The organism is Cupriavidus ulmosensis, assembly GCF_977008105.1.
In genome coordinates, this window is the sequence record NZ_CDRMWP010000002.1 from 1,951,796 (window position 1) to 1,967,677 (window position 15,882).

Consider the following 15,882-nt stretch of genomic DNA (forward strand, 5'->3'; position numbering starts at 1 on the left):
TCCGGCCCGGGCAATCCCGGGCCGGCTGCCAGCCGCCGCGCCGGCATTGGCGGGCAGGTTATTCATAAGCCACATCCATTCCCCCCGATTCCGCCGTTCCTTGAAATCCCCCGATTACTGTATATATTTACAGTTACTGTATGCATGAACAGTATTTCAGGAGCCCATCATGGAACATCTGGTCCGGGTCCAGAACGAATACGACCGCCAGGTCCTCGCGTGGCTGCGCGCGCGGGTCGGCGACGCGGCCCTCGCGGCGGCAGCGCAGCGGCTGACCGGGGAACGCAAACCCTACCTGTCCACGATCTGCCGCAGCCTGAACGTCACGCCGCCGCCGCGGCGCTCGCTGCGCGCGCAGGCCAACCGCGCCACGCGCGAAGTCGGGGACCGCTACCTCGCCTCGATCCGCCAGATGCTGGCGCGCCCGGCGCCCGCGGCGCGGCACGCGGTGGCACTGGCCGCTTCCCAGCCGCCGTCGGTGCTGGCCGGGAACCCCCGCTGACAAGACTGCCGGCTCAGCGCTCGCTGTCGAGAAACGCCATCTGTTCCTCGCCGTAGCGCGTGCCGGCCACGGCTTCGCGCGGCACCGCCTGCTCGATGCGGGCCATGTCCTGCGCCGACAGCGGCAACCGCAGCGACCCCAGCGCGCCCTCCAGCTGCGCCAGCGAGCGCGAGCCGACCAGCGGCACGATCTGCACGCCGAGCGCGCGGCCCTTGGCCAGCACCCAGGCGATCGCCACCTGCACCGTGGTCGCGCCCAGTTCCTGCGCCACCTGCCCGAGGGCAGCCACGAGCTGCTGGTTGCGGCCCAGGTTCTCGCCGGTGAAGCGCGGCAGGTGGGCGCGGAAATCCCGCGGCCCGGTCGGGCGCGAGCCGCTGATCAGGCCGCGCGACAGCACGCCGTAGGCGGTCACGCCGATGCCCAGCCGCCTGAGCACGGGGAAGATGCCGGCCTCCGGCCCGCGGCTGAGCAGCGAATATTCGATCTGCAGGTCACTGACCGGATGCACCTTGTGGGCGCGCTCGATGATCTCCGGCCCCACTTCCGACAGGCCGATATGGCACACGTAGCCGGCCTTCACGAGATCGGCCACGGCGCCGATGGTGTCCTCCACCGGCACGGCCGGGTCGTGCCGCGACATGCGGTAGATGTCGATGTGGTCGGTGCCGAGCCGCTGCAGGCTGTAGGTGATGAAGTTCTTCACCGCCTGCGGGCGCCCGTCCATGCCCAGCCAGTTGCCGTCGGGCGCGCGCAGCGAGCCGTACTTGACGGACACCAGCGCCTGCCCGCGGCGGCCCCGGAGCGCCTCGCCGATCAGCATCTCGTTGTGGCCGGCGCCGTAGAAGTCGCCGGTGTCGAGCAGGTTGATGCCGGCGTCCAGCGCCGCGTGGATGGTGGCGATGCTCTGGCCGCGGTCATTGGCGCCGTAGAAATCGGACATGCCCATGCAGCCCAGGCCCAGCGCCGACACCTGCTGCGGCCCGTGCGCGCCGAGCGCGGCCAGGGGAACCCCGGGGGATTGGGAAGACTGGGAAGACGTGCTCATGTGAATCTCCTTCGCATCGTTGAATCGGTGAAGGCAGTCTATTGTGCTAATGGATGCGTATAAACTGCGAAGCGAAGAAATCACTATTCCCTATATTCAGAACAATCCCACCATGTCCATCGACCGGTTCAAAGCTATGGAGGTCTTCGTCCGCGTGGTGGAGCTGGCCAGCTTCTCGCGCGCGGCGACCGCGCTGCACCTGCCCCGGGGGCGCGTCACCACCATCGTCCAGGACCTCGAAAGCCACCTCGGGGTGCGGCTCCTGCACCGCACCACGCGGCGGCTCAGCCTGACCGACGACGGCATGGCCTACCATCAGCGCGCGCGCACCATGCTGCAGGAGATGCACGAGCTGGAGGCCATGCTCGGGCAAGCCGTGGTCACGCCCGCCGGCCGGCTGCGCGTGGACGTGCCGGCCTCCCTGGGCCGCCATGTCATCGCGCCGGCGCTGCCGGACTTTTTCGCGCGCTATCCGCAGGTGATGATGGAACTGGGCAGTTCGGACCGCCCGGTGGACCTGATCGCCGAAGGCGTGGACTGCGTGATCCGCGGCGGCCTCGTGCACGACGAGAGCCTGGCCGCGCGGCGGCTCGGCGAGCTGGAAGTGGCAACCTGCGCCGCGCCGGCCTACCTGCAGCGCCACGGCATGCCCGCCACGCTGGCCGACCTCGACCGGCACCGCTTCGTGAACTTCTTCTCGGCCAAGACCGGGCGCGTGTTCCCGTTCGATTTCCGGCGCGACGACGAGGCGCATGAAATCACCCGCCCGCACTGGGTCGCGGCCAACGATGCCGACACCTGCATCGCCGCCGCCGTGGCCGGCATGGGCCTGATGCAAAGCCCGCTCAACGGCGTCGTGCGCGCGCACCTCGCCAGCGGCCGGCTGGTGCCGGTGCTGCCGGACTGGAATGCCGGCACGCTGCCGATGCTGGCCCTGTACCCGCGCAACCGCCACCTGAGCGCCAAGGTGCGGGTCTTCATCGACTGGGTCGCGGGCCTGCTCGAGGCCAGGCAAGGCGTGGCGCCGTGAGGCGGCCTCGCTGCCGTCAGTGCGCGGCCACCACCTCCCTGGCCGCCAGCGCCGCATTGATGGCGCGCGGGAAACCGGCATAGGCCGCGATCTGGATGATGGCCTCCACGAGCTGCTGCCGCGTGCCGCCCACGTTCAGCAGGCCATGCATGTGCACCTTCAGTTGCGGCGTGGCCGAGCCCATCGCCGCCAGCGCGGCCACCGTCACCAGCTCGCGGCTGGCCAGATCGAGGCCGGGCCGCGCGTAGATGTCGCCGAAGGCGAACTCGATGATGAAGCGACCCAGGTCCGGCGCGATGTCCTGCAGCGAGGCGATCACGCGCACGCCGGCCTCGCCGTCGATCTCGCGCAGGCGCGCGAGCCCGGCCTCGTAGCGCGAGCCGGCGGCGGCCGGCCGCGCGGCCGCCGCCACCACGACACCCGCGCGGGCAAACACGGCCCGCGCCGCCGCAATGCCGTTGAGCGCCGCCGGAAAACCCGCGTACACGGCCAGGTGGATCATGGCCTCGACCAGTTCCGCCGGCTGGCAGCCAACGTTCAGCGCGCCGGCCAGGTGGAACTCCAGTTGCGGCGCGAGCCCGCCCATCGCCGCGAGCGCGGCCACCGTGACCAGTTGCCGCTCGGGCAGCGACAGGCCCGCGCGCGGATAGATCTCGCCATAGACGAAGCCGATGGCAAGGCTGGCCAGATCGGGCGCGATGTCGCCGAGCGCGTCGAGAATGGAGGCATCGGCGCTGCCTTCGATGGCGGCAAGCCGGGCCCGGCCGAGAGACAGCGTGTGCGGAAGAGTATGCGGATTCATCGGGAAGGTGTTCCTTGGTTCGGTGACGAGTTGGTGATGTGAAGCAAGCAGTGAAGCAAGCTTAGCCAGCGCGTGCGCGCGCCGCCAATGCCTTCGGCGTGATACCTTGCACGTATCAGCAACCCGTCCGAGCGCACCCCGCATGCAGCCCCGCCTGGAACTCTGGCAACTCGAATACTTCGTGGCCGTGGCCGACGAACTGAGCTTTCGCCGCGCGGCGGAGCGCCTGTCGATCACCCAGCCGCCGCTGACCCGGCAGATCCAGGCGCTCGAGGAAACCGTCGGCGCGCGCCTGTTCGAGCGCGACCGCAATGGCGTGGCGCTCACGCCCGCCGGCAGCCAGTTGCTGCCCGAGGCGCGCGCGCTGCTGGCCAGCGCCGACGCCATGCTCGCCCGCGCGCGCAAGCGCGCGCGGCGCAACGCCGGGCTGCGCCTGGGCATCACCACGGTGGTCGACGCCGCGCTGTTCACATGGCTGGCGCCGGCCCTGCAGGCGCGCGCGCCGGACGTGCGGCTGCTGCAGAAACGGCAGATCTCGCAGCAGTCGATCGCCGACCTGCGGCGCGGCGCGCTCGATGCCGCGCTGATCGGCCTGCCGTCCGGCACCGGCGAGCTGCACGTCGAGCACCTGTTCGACGATCCGCTGGTCGCCGCGCTGCCGGCCACGCACCGGCTGGCCCGGCGCAAGCGCCTCTCCATCCTGGAGCTGCAGGCCGATCCGCTGTTCTGGTTCCAGCGGCGCCTCAACCCCGCCTACTTCGACCACTACGAAGCGCTGTTCCGCGCGCTGGGCTTCTCGCCGCCGCGCGTGCCCGAGCCGGCCGACCACCACGTGCTGCTCGGCCTCATCGCCGACGGCCAGGGCGTGGCGCTGGTGCCGGCCTCGCTGCAGGCGATGGCGCGCGCAGGCGTGGTCTACAAGCCGCTCAAGGAAGCGGCCGTGCTGCGGATCGGCGTGGCCGTGGTCCACGCGCCCGGCAATCCGGCGCCGGCCCTGCCGCTGCTGCTGGAAACGCTGCGCGAGCGCTACCGGCCAGCCCGGCCAGCCGCGAGGCCGCCCGCGCGCCGGCGCTGAACGCACTGCCCTTCTCCTTACCCTTCCCCTCCCGCCTTGCAAGTCACCCCGGCGCGCGCAAACCCTGCGCGCGGCAAGGTCTTCTTGACTTAACCATCCCAATAAATGATAGTTAACTGAAATTTGTTCTTTTTTAAAGAACACACTTCAATCCCATATCGAGGAACCCGCCGTGGATCTGGCCGAGCTGGAAATCTTCAGGACGGTGGCGCGCGAGGAAAGCGTGACGCGCGCCGCCCGGGCGCTGGACCGCGTGCAGTCCAACGTCACCACGCGCGTCAAGCAGCTCGAGGAAGAGCTTGGCGTGGCGCTGTTCCTGCGCGACAGCAAGCGCATGACGCTCACGCCCGAAGGCCAGCGCTTCCTGGGCTACGCCGAGCAACTGCTGGCGCTGGCCGAGGAAGCCCGCCAGTCGATGCGCGCCGGCGAGCCCTCCGGCCGGCTGCGCGTGGGCAGCATGGAAAGCTCGGCCGCGGCGCGGCTGCCGCGCCCGCTGGCGCGCTACCACGGCAAGTGGCCGCAGGTGCAGATCGAGATCCAGACCGGCACCACGCAGGCGCTGGTGGACGCGCTGCTGGCGCACCGCATCGACTGCGCGGTGGTGGCGCATCCCGGCGAAGGCGCGCCGGACACGCTGGACATGGACGAGCTCGGCCCCGGGCTGGAAGGCAGCTTCCTGTTCTCCGAGGAACTGCTGCTGGTGCTGCCGCCCAGCCACCCGCCGGTGCGCGCGCCGCAGGACCTCGTGCTGCGCAGCCTGGCCACCTTCTCGCGCGGCTGCACCTACCGCCTGTGCGCCGAGAACTGGCTCGCCGGCGGCGCGGGCCAGCGCCCGGCGCTCAACATGCTGGAGCTGGCGTCCTACCATGCAATCCTGGCCTGCGTGACGGCCGGCTCGGCGGTCGCCGTCGTGCCCCGCTCGCTGCTCGCGCTGCACCCGGACGCGGCGGGCCTGCAGACCGTGCCGGTGCGCACCGCGCATACCTTCCTGGTGCGCCGCCAGGGTTTCACGACCGCGGCATACCAGGCTTTCCTGCAGGAGCTGCAACATGGCTGAAGCCCGACCTGCCTGCGCCGCCCGGCCCGCCGGCGACATCGAGAGCGGCAGCGAGCGCGGCGCCGAGCGCGCCGGCGCGCCCTGGCTGCCGGCGCTGGCTGCCTCCCTGGTGCTGGCCGTCGGCATGGGCTTCGGCCGCTTCGCCTTCACCGGCATGTATCCGCTGATGGTGCGCGACGGGCTGCTGAGCGTCGGCGCCGGCTCGCTGGCCGCGTCCGCCAACTACGCGGGCTACCTGGCCGGCGCGCTCGCGGTGACACGCCTGTCGCCGCGCGCCACGCCGCGGCTGTGCCGCATCGCGCTGGCCGGCACCGTGCTGTGCCTGCTGGTGCTGACGCTGCCGGCGGCGCCGTGGTTCGTTGCCGGCACGCGCTTCGTGGCCGGCTTCTTCAGCGCGCTGGCGCTGGTGGCCGCCTCGGTGTGGCTGTTCCAGCTCGTGGGCCAGCCGCACGGCGCGCCGCTGCTGTTCGCGGGCGTGGGCAGCGGCATCCTGCTGTCGGCCGAGGCCATCGCCGCCGGCAACCTCGCCGGCTGGCGCAGTCCTGCGCTGTGGGCCGCGCTGGCCGCCGGCGCGCTGGCGCTGTCGCTGCCGGCATGGCGCCTGCTCGGCGGGCGCGCGCCGCCGCCGCCGCATCCGGCCGGCGCGGCCGTGGCCGCCGTCGGCGCGGCCAATGCTGCCGATGCCGCCAACGCAGCCAGCGTCCCGGGACCGTGGCCGCTGATCGCCAGCTATGGCCTGGCCGGTTTCGGTTACATCGTGACCGCCACCTACCTGCCGCTGTTCGTGCGCGACGCGCTCGGCCAGGTCGACCCGATCCACGTGTGGGCCGTGTTCGGCCTGGGCGCGGCGCCGTCGTGCTACCTGTGGCACGCCCTGCATGGGCGCCTCGGCACGCGGCGCGCGCTCGCGCTCAACCTGCTGGTGCAGGCCGCGGGCGTGATCCTGCCCGCGCTCAGCCATGCCGCGTGGTCCTACCTGGCCAGCGCGCTGCTGGTCGGCGGCACCTTCGTGGGCACCGTGACCATCGCCATGCCGGCGGCCAGGCGCGTGGCCCACGCGGTGCCATTCAACCTGCTGGCCGCCATGACCTCGGCCTACGGCGTCGGCCAGATCGCCGGGCCGCTGGCAGCGGGCGCGCTGATGGCCCGCAGCCACAGCTTCAACGGGCCGCTGGCCGCCGCCGCCGTGGCGCTGCTGGCGGCCGCCGGCGTCATCTTCGTGCGCGCGCCGGGAGCCGGCAAGCGCCCCTCTTCCGAAGGAGTCACGCAATGAACACCCCCAATTCCGCCACCCCGCCGCGCGCGCTGCCGTCCCGGCTCGGCCTTGCCGTGCCGCTCATCCAGGCGCCGATGGCCGGCATCGGCACGCCGGCGCTGGCCGCGGCCGTCTCGAATGCCGGCGGGCTGGGCTCGCTCGGCGTCGGCGCCACGGACGCCGAAGGCGCCCGCAAGATGATCCGCGACACCCGCGCCCTGACCGGCAAGCCGTTCAACGTCAATCTGTTCTGCCACGCGCCCGCGGTGGCCGACGCCGCGCGGGAGGCGCGCTGGCTGGCCTATCTCGCGCCGAGCTTCGCCGAGTTCGGCGCCACGCCGCCGGCCGCGCTGCGCGAGATCTACCAGAGCTTCGTGGCCGACGAAGCCATGTTCGCGATGCTGCTCGAGGAGCGCCCGGCGGTGGCGAGCTTTCATTTCGGCCTGCCGCCGCAGCCGTGGATCGCCGCGCTGCGCGAGGCCGGCATCTACCTGATGGCCACCGCCACCAGCGTGGAAGAGGCCCGCCAGGTGGCCGACGCCGGCGTGCACGCCATCGTGGCGCAAGGCGTGGAAGCGGGCGGCCATCGCGGCATCTTCGAGCCGGCCGCGCGCGACGAGCGGCTCGGCACGCTGGCGCTGGTGCGCCTGCTGGTGCGCAACACCACGCTGCCCGTGGTGGCGGCCGGCGGCATCATGGACGGCGCCGGCATCGCCGCCGCGCTGGCGCTGGGCGCGCAGGCCGCGCAGCTCGGCACCGCCTTCGTGCCGTGCCCGGAAAGCGCGGCCGACGCCGCCTACCGCGCCGCCCTGCTCGCCGGCCAGCCGGTCCGCACCACGCTGACGCGCTCGGTGTCCGGGCGCGCCGCGCGCGGCATCGTCAACCGGCTGACCGAGCTGGGCGAGGCGCCGGACTGCCCGCCGATCCCCGACTACCCCATCACCTACGACGCCGGCAAGGCACTGCACGCCGCGGCCAAGGCACGGGGCAGCGCCGGCTTCGCCGCGCAGTGGGCCGGCCAGGCCGCGCAACTCTCGCGCAGCCTGCCGGCGGCGGAGCTGGTGGCGCAGCTGCGCGCGGAGCTCGCGCAGGCGGTGGCGGACCTCGCCCACGCCGCCGGCGCCGCTGCCTGAATCAGACCAGAACCCGAACGGGAACGCGGATGACACACCGATGAAGCGCCAGTTCGACGACCTCCAGCTTGGCAGCATCGAGCTGTTCTGCCTGGCGGCGGAACTGGGCGGCTTCACCGCCGCGGCGGTGGCGGCCAGCGTCACGCCGGCGGCGGTGAGCCGCTCGGTGTCGCGGCTGGAAGAGCGGCTCGGCGTGCGGCTGTTCGTGCGCACCACGCGGCAGATCCGCCTGACCGACGAAGGCCGCGCGTATTTCGAGCGGGCCCGGCGCGCGCTGTCGCAACTGGTGGATGCCGAGCGCGAGGCCACCGGCCAGCACGCCAGCCCGGCCGGCCTGCTGCGCATCAGCCTGCCCACGCCCTACGCGCATTACCGCGTGCTGCCGGTGCTGCCCGAGTTCCGGGCGCGCTACCCGCAGGTGGAGATCGAGACCCACATCAGCAACAGCAACGTGGATTTCGCCGACGACGGCTTCGACCTCGCGGTGCGCGGCCGCGCGCCGGACGACTCCAATCTCATCGCGCGCAAGCTGGAGGACGCCGAGCTGGTGCTGGTGGCGGCGCCGTCCTACCTCGCGCGCGCCGGCGTGCCCGGCACGCTGGACGCGCTGCAGGCGCACGACTGCATCCAGTTCGAGCTGCCCAGCAGCGGCCGGCGCATTCCGTGGCTGTTCATGGAGGACGGCGAGCTGGCCGAGGTGGCCACGCGCGGCGGCTACGGCTGCTCGGACGACGTGCTCGGCGGCGTCACGCTGGCGCGCAGCGGCGCGGGCCTGTTCCAGACCTACCGCTTCGTGGCGGAGCAGGACCTACGCGATGGCCGGCTGGTGGAACTGCTGCCGCAATTCGGCGGCGCCAGCCGGCCCTTCGTGCTGCTTTATCCGCATGCGCGGCATATGTCGTCGCGCGTGCGGGCCTTCGTCGATTTCCTGGTCGACAAGTTCGCCGGCTAGCTCAGGCCGGGGACACGCGCGGCGCGGGCGCCGTCGGCGCGATCGGCGTGACCTGCGCGATCACCACCAGGATCACCGCGGCATCGGCCGGCAGTTGCGTCTGCGAGAACGCGGCGCGCGCGTGCCCGGCCTTGTCGCCCAGCACCGCGGCGAACAGGTCGGAGGCGCCGTCGAGCACGGCCGGCTGGCCGAAGAAGCCCTGCGCGCTGCTGACGTGCCCCTCCACGCGGACGATGCGCGCCAGCCGGTCGAAGCCGCCCAGGTGCGCGCGGATCTGCGCCAGCACGTTGAGCGCGGCCAGTTGCGCCGCCTGGCGCCCGTCTTCCGGCGTCAGCCCGGCGCCGACCTGGCCCCGGTACAGGAGCTTGCCGTCGCGCAGCGGCAGTTGCCCCGAGATGAACAGCAGGTCGCCGGCCTCGCTCGCCGCCGTATAGCTGCCGAGCGGCTGCGGCGGCGCCGGCAGCGTCAGCCCGAGCGCCGCGATGCGTTGTTCCACTGACATGATCGTCTCCGTCATGTTGCCCGCATGCCGGGCGGCAACGGCATGCCGCCGCCCCGCATGGCCTGCTTACCAGCGGCCCGCCGTCGCGCCGCCGTCCACCGGCAGCACCACGCCGCTGGTGAACGCGGCGCCGGTCAGGTACAGCACCGCGTCCACCACGTCCCTGACCTGCCCGATCTCGCCGCTGGGCGACAGCGTCTTGAGGAAGTCATGCGTGCCGGCGCCGTGCAGCGGCGTATCGATGATCCCGGGCGCGACCGCCGACACCTTGACCCCGTGCGGCGCCAGTTCCAGCGCCAGACCGCGCGTGGCGTGGTTCAGGCCGCCCTTGATCAGCACCGGCAGCAGCGCCGGCACCTGCGCGGTCGGCTGCATGGCGAGGCTGGCGGTAATGCTGACGATATGCCCCGCGCGATTCGCGCTCATATGCGCGGCGGCCTGCTGGGTAATATAGAAAAACCCCTTGAGGTTGGTATTGACGATATTCTCGACGTCGTCCTCGGTATATTCGCCGACCGGCTTGGCGATAAAGATGCCGGCATTATTGACCAGCACGTCGACCTTGCCGAAGCGCGCGCTGGCGCGCTCGAAGATGGCACGCGCGGTGGCGGGCAGCGCGATGTCGCCGGCCACCGGCAGGAAGTTGTCGGGATGGCCCAGGCGCGCGGCGGCGGCGTCCAGCCGTTGCTGCGTGCGGGCGTTGCCCACCACGTTGTCGCCACGCGCGAGATAGGCCTCGGCCAGGGCGAAGCCGATGCCGCTGGAAGCGCCGGTGATGACGACGGTCTTGGGATGGTTGCTCATTGCAGACTCCAAATGGTTTGACGGTTGGAAAATCGCGCCGTTAATCGATCAATTCAGTCGGGCGATTCATCGCGGATCTCGGTGTCGGCTGCTTGTCGGAAAATGCCAGAAACCTTGAGTCGAACTATAGGCAGGCGCCGCGGCGGGATAAACGGGCGGCCCGGTACATGACTTGATACATGGCGGAACAAGTCGCGGCGCGCCGGCGGGAGAATGCCGAGCGGGAATGAGGGGAAGGGAAAAGCAGAAGCGAAAACGCCGCCGCCCCGATCGGGACGGCGGCGTTCCCGCAAGAACAAGACGGCGCGCTTACAGCCCGAGGTCGCTCAGGCCGGGATGGTCGTCCGGGCGGCGGCCCAGCGGCCAGAAGAACTTGCGGTCGGATTCCTTGATCGGCGCGTCGTTGATGCAGGCGAAGCGGCGCTGCATCAGGCCGGCCTCGTTGAACTCCCAGTTCTCGTTGCCGTAGGAGCGGTACCAGTTGCCGGAATCGTCATGCCATTCGTAGGCAAAGCGCACGGCGATGCGGTTGCCGTCGAAGGCCCACAGTTCCTTGATCAGGCGGTAGTCGAGCTCCTTCTGCCACTTGCGCGTCAGCAGGCCGACGATGGCTTCGCGGCCGTTGACGAACTCGGCGCGGTTGCGCCATGCGCTGTCGACGGTGTAGGCCAGCGACACGCGCTCGGGGTCGCGGCTGTTCCAGCCGTCTTCGGCGCCGCGCACCTTCTGGATGGCGGTCTCGCGGGTGAACGGGGGAAACGGCGGACGGGATTCGGCTTGGGACATGGGTGTTCTCCTGGCTAGGGTGCGGCTGGGGCGCGGTTGGGGCGCGGTTGGGGGTGAAGCAATGATACAGGTCTGTCTACACATTGTTTGAGTAGACAGGTCTGTATGTCAAGGAGAAATTCGAAACCCCCCACGGCGGACGGCCCGCGGGCCGCCGCCGCCCCCCCCCGCCCGCTCCCCGCGCTCAGCCCGGGCGCCGCATGCGGAACAGCATCTCGGGCACGATCTCGAAGTAGTCCGCCGGACCGCCGCCGCGCAGGATCGGCCGGGCGGCGGCCGTGTCATAGATGCCGTCCTTGAACAGCGACTTCTCCACGTGCACGCCGACCACCTCGCCCAGCACCAGCCATGTGGGCACCTTGTGGCCGTCCGCTCCCTGGAGCTGGATCAACTGCGTGAGCTTGCACTCGAACGAGACCGGGCTTTCCGCCACGCGCGGCACCGCCACCATGCGCGAGGCCGCCGGCGTCAGGCCGGCCAGCGCGAATTCGTCCACCTCGGGCGGCACCGCCGCGCAACTGGCGTTCATCTGCTCGGCCAGCGCGCGCGTGGCGAGGTTCCAGCAGAACTCGCCGGTCTGCTCGATGTTGCGCACGCTGTCCTTGTAGCCCACGCTCGAGAACCCGACGATCGGCGGCGTGTAGTTGAAGGCGTTGAAGAAGCTGTACGGCGCGAGATTGGCGATGCCGTCGGCGGCGCGCGAGGAGATCCAGCCGATCGGGCGCGGCCCGACGATGGCGTTGAAGGGATCGTGCGGCAGGCCGTGGCCGCGCGCGGGTTCGTAGAAGTAGAAGTCGTGGGACACGGAGCGGGACACCCGGGAAAGACTGCGTTGAAGACCATGCCGGGCGGCGCAGGGGCCGCCCGGCAAGCTGCCTGCGATGCTACCAGTTGCGGGCGCCGCGCGTTTTGTGGCGCCGCGTTGTGGCGTCACGTCATGGCGCCGCAGGCTCGTCGTAGGCGTCCCGCGCCAGCAGCACGAGGTCCGCGATGGCCTTGCCGCCCGCGGAGACATGCGCGCGCATGGCCGCCGCCGCGGCATCCGCGTCGCCGGCCAGCACCGCCGCCACGATCGCGCCGTGCTCGCGGAACGAGCTGGGCACGCGCGCCGCGTTGATGAGCCCGCGCTGGCGCCAGTAGATCGCCAGGCGCCGGCGCAGCATGCGGATCTGCTCGGCGAGGTAGGGATTGGCGCCGGCGTGGTACAGCACGTCGTGGAAGGCGCGGTTGGCCTCCACGTAGCCGGGCGTGTCGGCCGCCTCGACGTAGGCGCGGCCCTGCTCGAAGGCCGCCGCCAGCGCGGTCCGGCCCGCCTCGGTGATGCGCTGCGTGGCCAGCCGCGCCACCACGCCCTCCATCTCGGCCAGCGTCTCGAACATCGCCACCAGCTCGGCCACCGTCGGCTTGTGTACGAAGATCCCGGCGCGCGGCGCGATCGTCACCAGCCCCTGCGCCGCCAGCATCAGCAGCGCCTCCCGCACCGGCGTGCGCGAGCTGTCGAAGCGCTCGGCCAGCGCGCGCTCGTCGAGCTGCGAGCCCGGCTTGAGCTTGCCCGCGTGGATGTCCGCCTCGATGGCCTCGCGCACGCGGTCCTGGAGCGACTGACCGGGTAAACCTCGATTTGACTGCTCTTTTGGCATATCTAGAATCGTCTTAAATATATCTATACATCAATCTTATATGCAAAACCACGGCGAGCCGCGGCTTCGCGTCGAAGAACGCGCAGCAATCATCACGTTGAGCCGCCCCGAGATGACCAGCCGCCTCAGCCCGCGCGACCTCGAGGTACTGCGCGAGCATATCAATGCCGTCGACGGCATGGAGCAGGCCCCGAACCGGATCGCGCGCAGCGCCACCGCCGCGTGGCGCGGGAAGCGGCCGTGGGCATTCGCCGGCAGCTAGGCGCGCGCAGCCCAAAAAACCGCGAAGAAAACGCGGACAAACCGAGAAAGGAGACAAGCATGACCAAGCGGCACCCGACCTTGCTGTTCATGACGATGGCCTGCGCGCTGGCCGGCCCGGCGCTGGCCTCGGACTCGTTCCCGTCCAGGCCGGTGCGCCTCGTGATCGGCTTTCCCGCCGGCGGCGGCGCCGACAACGTGGCGCGGCTGTACGGCGACGCGCTGTCCAAGGAGCTGGGCCAGCCGGTCATCATCGACAACAAGCCGGGCGCCGGCACCACCATCGCCGCCGAAACCGTGGCCAAGGCGCCGCCCGACGGCTACACGCTGTATATCGCCACGGCCAGCGTGATGGGCGGCGACAAGGTGCTGTACAAGAACATCCACTACGAGCCGGCGGACTTCGCCCCGATCACGCGGCTGACGGTGTCGCCGCTGCTGCTGGCGGCCAACAAGGCGGCGGGCATCAACAGCGTGGCGGACCTCGTGGCCAGGGCGCGCCAGCAGCCCGGCTCGCTCAACTATTCGTCGTCCGGCAACGGCGTCATCACGCACCTGGCCGGCGTGCAGTTCGCCAAGCTGGCCGACGTGCGGCTCACCCACGTGCCGTACAAGGGCGGCGCGCCGTCCGCGCAGGCGGTCGCCGCCGGCGACGCGCAGCTTACCTTCGCCACGCCGGCCTCGGTGCAGGCGGTGATCGACACCGGCAAGGTGGTCGGCATCGCCGTGACCTCGGCCACGCGCTCGCCGGTGCTACCCAACTACCCGACCATCGCCGAGGCCGGCATCAAGGGCTACGACATAACCAACTGGTACGGCCTGTTCGCGCCCGCGCAGACCCCGCCAGCGGTGATCGACAAGCTGTTCGCCGCCTCGGCCAGGGCGCTCGCCAAGCCCGATCTGCGCGCGCGGCTGGCCAGCCGCGGCGAGGAGGTCTCGCCGTCGGCCTCGCCGGCCGAGTTCAGGCAGTTCGCGCTGCGCGAAGGCAAGACCGTGACCGAGCTCACGCTCAGCAGCGGCGCCCGCATCGACTGACTTCCCGCGTTCTTCCAAGGAGCAAGATGAACCGCAATGCCGCGGGCCGCCCGCCCGCGGGCTTCACCGCCGCGCCGCGGCTCGATCAGCATCGCGAGCCGTTGCTGGCGGAATTCGCGGCGGCGCGCGACGACTGACCGCTGACGACGGCGGCATCACCGGCTGTTGTCTCCGCTCTCCCGCGAAGTGGGCGAGCGGAGGCAACCATCGGCATCTGAACCGGGGCGGCGCTACACGAAGCGCATGCCAGCCTCGTGCGCCGACCGGCGCCCTTTCCCTCATACAAAAGCCGCAATGCCCGCCATGCGCCGCCGCGTATGGAGAATCGCCGCGTCTCCCTTAGTCTTCGCCATGCCGGACCACGGCCGCCAGCACGGAGTGGCGTCCACGTGGCCGGCACCCGCGCACCGCGGCATGCAGTGCAGCGCGCGGCACAGGCAACCGGCCTGTGCCGCCGCACCCGCCCGGCGACGACGAAAACAAAGCGAGACAGCCCGGATGCGAGTGGCGACGCCACCGCCCCGGCGCACCACAAAGGAGACACTCCGCCATGCTTGAGCAGCCCTTCCCCGGCACCGATGCCGTCGAGGCCAAGGCCGTCGATGCGATCGAAGCCATCGAGGTCAACGGATTCCTCGACAAGTATTTCCAGATCAGCGCGCGCGGCAGCACCGGCCGCCGCGAGGCCGTGGCCGGCGTGACCACGTTCATGGCGATGGTCTACTCGGTCTTCGTGGTGCCGGGCATGCTCGGCAAGGCGGGCTTCGACACCAGCGCGGTGTTCGTCGCGACCTGCCTGACCGCGGCCTTCGGCTCGCTGCTGATGGGCATGTGGGCGCGGCTGCCGATCGCCATCGGCTGCGCCATCTCGCTGACCGCGTTCACCGCGTTCGGGCTGGTGCTGGGCCAGGGCCTGTCGCCGGCGGTGGCGCTCGGCGCGATCTTCCTGATGGGCGTGGTGTTCACCGCGATTTCCGTCACCGGCGTGCGCGCGTGGATCCTGCGCAACCTGCCGGCCGGCGTGGCGCACGGCACCGGCATCGGCATCGGCCTGTTCCTGCTGCTGATCGCCTCCAGCGACGTGGGCCTGGTGGTGAAGAACGCCGGCGCCGGCCTGCCGGTCTCGCTGGGCAAGATCACGGCCTTCCCGGTGGTGATGTCGATCGTCGGGCTGGCCGCCATCTTCGGGCTGGAGCGGCGCCGCGTGCCGGGCGGCATCCTGCTGGTGATCGTCGCCATCTCGGCGCTGGGGCTGGCCTTCGACCCCGCGGTCAGGTTCGGCGGCGTGTTCGCGCTGCCCGCGCTGAGCGCGCCGGGGCACGCCTCGCTGATCGGCGCGATGGACATCAAGGGCGCGCTCTCGCTGGCGGTGCTGCCGAGCGTGCTGGCGCTGGTGATGACCGCCGTGTTCGACGCCACCGGCACCATCCGCGCCGTGGCCGGGCAGGCCGGCCAGCTCGACGAGAAGGGCCGGATCCCCAACGGCGGCCGCGCGCTGACCGCCGATTCGCTCAGCTCGATCTTCTCGGCGTGCTTCGGCGGCGCGCCGGCCGCGGCCTACATCGAATCGAGCGTGGGGGTGGCCGCCGGCGCCAAGACGGGCCTCGCCGCGGTGGTGGTGGGCCTGCTGTTCCTGGCGGTGATCTTCTTCTCGCCGCTGGCCGCGCTGGTGCCGTCCTACGCCACCGCGCCCGCGCTGATGTATGTCGGCCTGCTGATGCTCGGCAGCGTCGGCAAGCTGCATATGGACGATCTGGTCGACGCGATGGCGGGCCTGGTGTGCGCGGTGTTCATCGTGCTGACCTGCAATATCGTCACCGGCATCATGCTGGGCTTCTGCACGCTGGTGATCGGCCGCGTGGTGGCCGGCGAATTCCGCAAGCTCAACGTGGGCACGGTGGGCATCGCGCTGGCGCTGGCGGTGTTCTACGCGGGCGGATGGGCGATCTGACAGCCGCGGCCCGCGACCGCGTACTGGAAGCCGGCGCACGATGACGCCGGCT

The 15,882-nt window shown here is 71.2% G+C and carries 17 protein-coding genes; 10 read left to right on the forward strand and 7 right to left on the reverse strand.

Translation table 11 applies throughout. The features are described from left to right. The first annotated feature begins 169 nt into the window (after positions 1-169). The gene (locus tag ACWTPI_RS28390; protein WP_020201090.1) at positions 170-502 is read left to right on the forward strand and encodes a hypothetical protein; all 333 of its coding nucleotides are present in this window, start codon (positions 170-172) and stop codon (positions 500-502) included. Between the two features lie 13 nt (positions 503-515). Here ACWTPI_RS28390 and ACWTPI_RS28395 read toward each other — a convergent pair whose 3' ends face one another. Then, a complete protein-coding gene (locus tag ACWTPI_RS28395) occupies positions 516-1,547 on the reverse strand; it encodes an aldo/keto reductase (RefSeq protein WP_454733397.1) in 1,032 nt (343 codons plus the stop codon). Between the two features lie 136 nt (positions 1,548-1,683). Here ACWTPI_RS28395 and ACWTPI_RS28400 point away from each other — a divergent pair, with 136 nt between their 5' ends. Continuing rightward, on the forward strand, positions 1,684-2,577 hold the full coding sequence (locus ACWTPI_RS28400) for a LysR family transcriptional regulator (RefSeq protein ID WP_454733398.1): 894 nt from the start codon (positions 1,684-1,686) through the stop codon (positions 2,575-2,577). 16 nt (positions 2,578-2,593) lie between these two features. Here the strand turns inward: ACWTPI_RS28400 and ACWTPI_RS28405 are convergent, their stop codons facing one another. Next, on the reverse strand, positions 2,594-3,379 hold the full coding sequence (locus tag ACWTPI_RS28405) for a carboxymuconolactone decarboxylase family protein (protein WP_059411523.1): 786 nt from the start codon (positions 3,377-3,379) through the stop codon (positions 2,594-2,596). 142 nt (positions 3,380-3,521) lie between these two features. On the opposite strand from ACWTPI_RS28405, the gene ACWTPI_RS28410 reads away from it, so the two are divergent. The 5 genes from ACWTPI_RS28410 to ACWTPI_RS28430 all read left to right on the forward strand — a co-directional run bounded on the left by ACWTPI_RS28410 (position 3,522) and on the right by ACWTPI_RS28430 (position 8,851). Next, positions 3,522-4,454 (forward strand): LysR family transcriptional regulator, encoded by a 933-nt coding sequence (locus ACWTPI_RS28410; protein ID WP_454733399.1) that lies wholly within the window; start codon positions 3,522-3,524, stop codon positions 4,452-4,454. Positions 4,455-4,626: 172 nt separating this feature from the next. After that, a complete protein-coding gene (locus tag ACWTPI_RS28415) occupies positions 4,627-5,511 on the forward strand; it encodes a LysR family transcriptional regulator (protein WP_454733400.1) in 885 nt (294 codons plus the stop codon). After that, entirely contained in the window at positions 5,504-6,784 is a 1,281-nt protein-coding gene (locus ACWTPI_RS28420) for a YbfB/YjiJ family MFS transporter (protein WP_454733401.1), read from the forward strand. Before ACWTPI_RS28415 ends, ACWTPI_RS28420 begins: the two co-directional genes overlap by 8 nt. Then, the gene (locus tag ACWTPI_RS28425; protein ID WP_454733402.1) at positions 6,781-7,899 is read left to right on the forward strand and encodes an NAD(P)H-dependent flavin oxidoreductase; all 1,119 of its coding nucleotides are present in this window, start codon (positions 6,781-6,783) and stop codon (positions 7,897-7,899) included. Before ACWTPI_RS28420 ends, ACWTPI_RS28425 begins: the two co-directional genes overlap by 4 nt. Before the next feature lie 40 nt (positions 7,900-7,939). Continuing rightward, on the forward strand, positions 7,940-8,851 hold the full coding sequence (locus tag ACWTPI_RS28430) for a LysR family transcriptional regulator (protein ID WP_059411519.1): 912 nt from the start codon (positions 7,940-7,942) through the stop codon (positions 8,849-8,851). Position 8,852: 1 nt separating this feature from the next. Here ACWTPI_RS28430 and ACWTPI_RS28435 read toward each other — a convergent pair whose 3' ends face one another. From ACWTPI_RS28435 to ACWTPI_RS28455, 5 genes are all read right to left on the reverse strand, one after another. Beyond that, positions 8,853-9,353 (reverse strand): RidA family protein, encoded by a 501-nt coding sequence (locus ACWTPI_RS28435; protein WP_052165780.1) that lies wholly within the window; start codon positions 9,351-9,353, stop codon positions 8,853-8,855. A 66-nt stretch (positions 9,354-9,419) separates the two neighbouring features. Continuing rightward, a complete protein-coding gene (locus tag ACWTPI_RS28440) occupies positions 9,420-10,157 on the reverse strand; it encodes an SDR family NAD(P)-dependent oxidoreductase (protein ID WP_059411518.1) in 738 nt (245 codons plus the stop codon). A 309-nt stretch (positions 10,158-10,466) separates the two neighbouring features. Next, positions 10,467-10,943, reverse strand: a complete 477-nt coding sequence (locus ACWTPI_RS28445; protein ID WP_020201079.1) for a nuclear transport factor 2 family protein — start codon at positions 10,941-10,943, stop codon at positions 10,467-10,469. A gap of 184 nt (positions 10,944-11,127) precedes the next feature. Next, the gene (locus ACWTPI_RS28450; protein ID WP_029043201.1) at positions 11,128-11,748 is read right to left on the reverse strand and encodes a flavin reductase family protein; all 621 of its coding nucleotides are present in this window, start codon (positions 11,746-11,748) and stop codon (positions 11,128-11,130) included. Positions 11,749-11,878: 130 nt separating this feature from the next. Then, entirely contained in the window at positions 11,879-12,583 is a 705-nt protein-coding gene (locus ACWTPI_RS28455; protein WP_052165779.1) for a GntR family transcriptional regulator, read from the reverse strand. A gap of 40 nt (positions 12,584-12,623) precedes the next feature. Between ACWTPI_RS28455 and ACWTPI_RS28460 the strand changes: the two genes are divergently transcribed. The 3 genes from ACWTPI_RS28460 (at position 12,624) to ACWTPI_RS28470 (ending at position 15,830) form a co-directional block, all read left to right on the forward strand. Next, complete coding sequence (locus ACWTPI_RS28460) at positions 12,624-12,845, forward strand: hypothetical protein (protein ID WP_454733403.1); 222 nt, start codon at positions 12,624-12,626, stop codon at positions 12,843-12,845. A gap of 59 nt (positions 12,846-12,904) precedes the next feature. Continuing rightward, complete coding sequence (locus ACWTPI_RS28465; RefSeq protein ID WP_454733404.1) at positions 12,905-13,879, forward strand: Bug family tripartite tricarboxylate transporter substrate binding protein; 975 nt, start codon at positions 12,905-12,907, stop codon at positions 13,877-13,879. Positions 13,880-14,429: 550 nt separating this feature from the next. Beyond that, the gene (locus ACWTPI_RS28470) at positions 14,430-15,830 is read left to right on the forward strand and encodes an NCS2 family permease (protein WP_020201073.1); all 1,401 of its coding nucleotides are present in this window, start codon (positions 14,430-14,432) and stop codon (positions 15,828-15,830) included. Positions 15,831-15,882 lie beyond the last annotated feature (52 nt).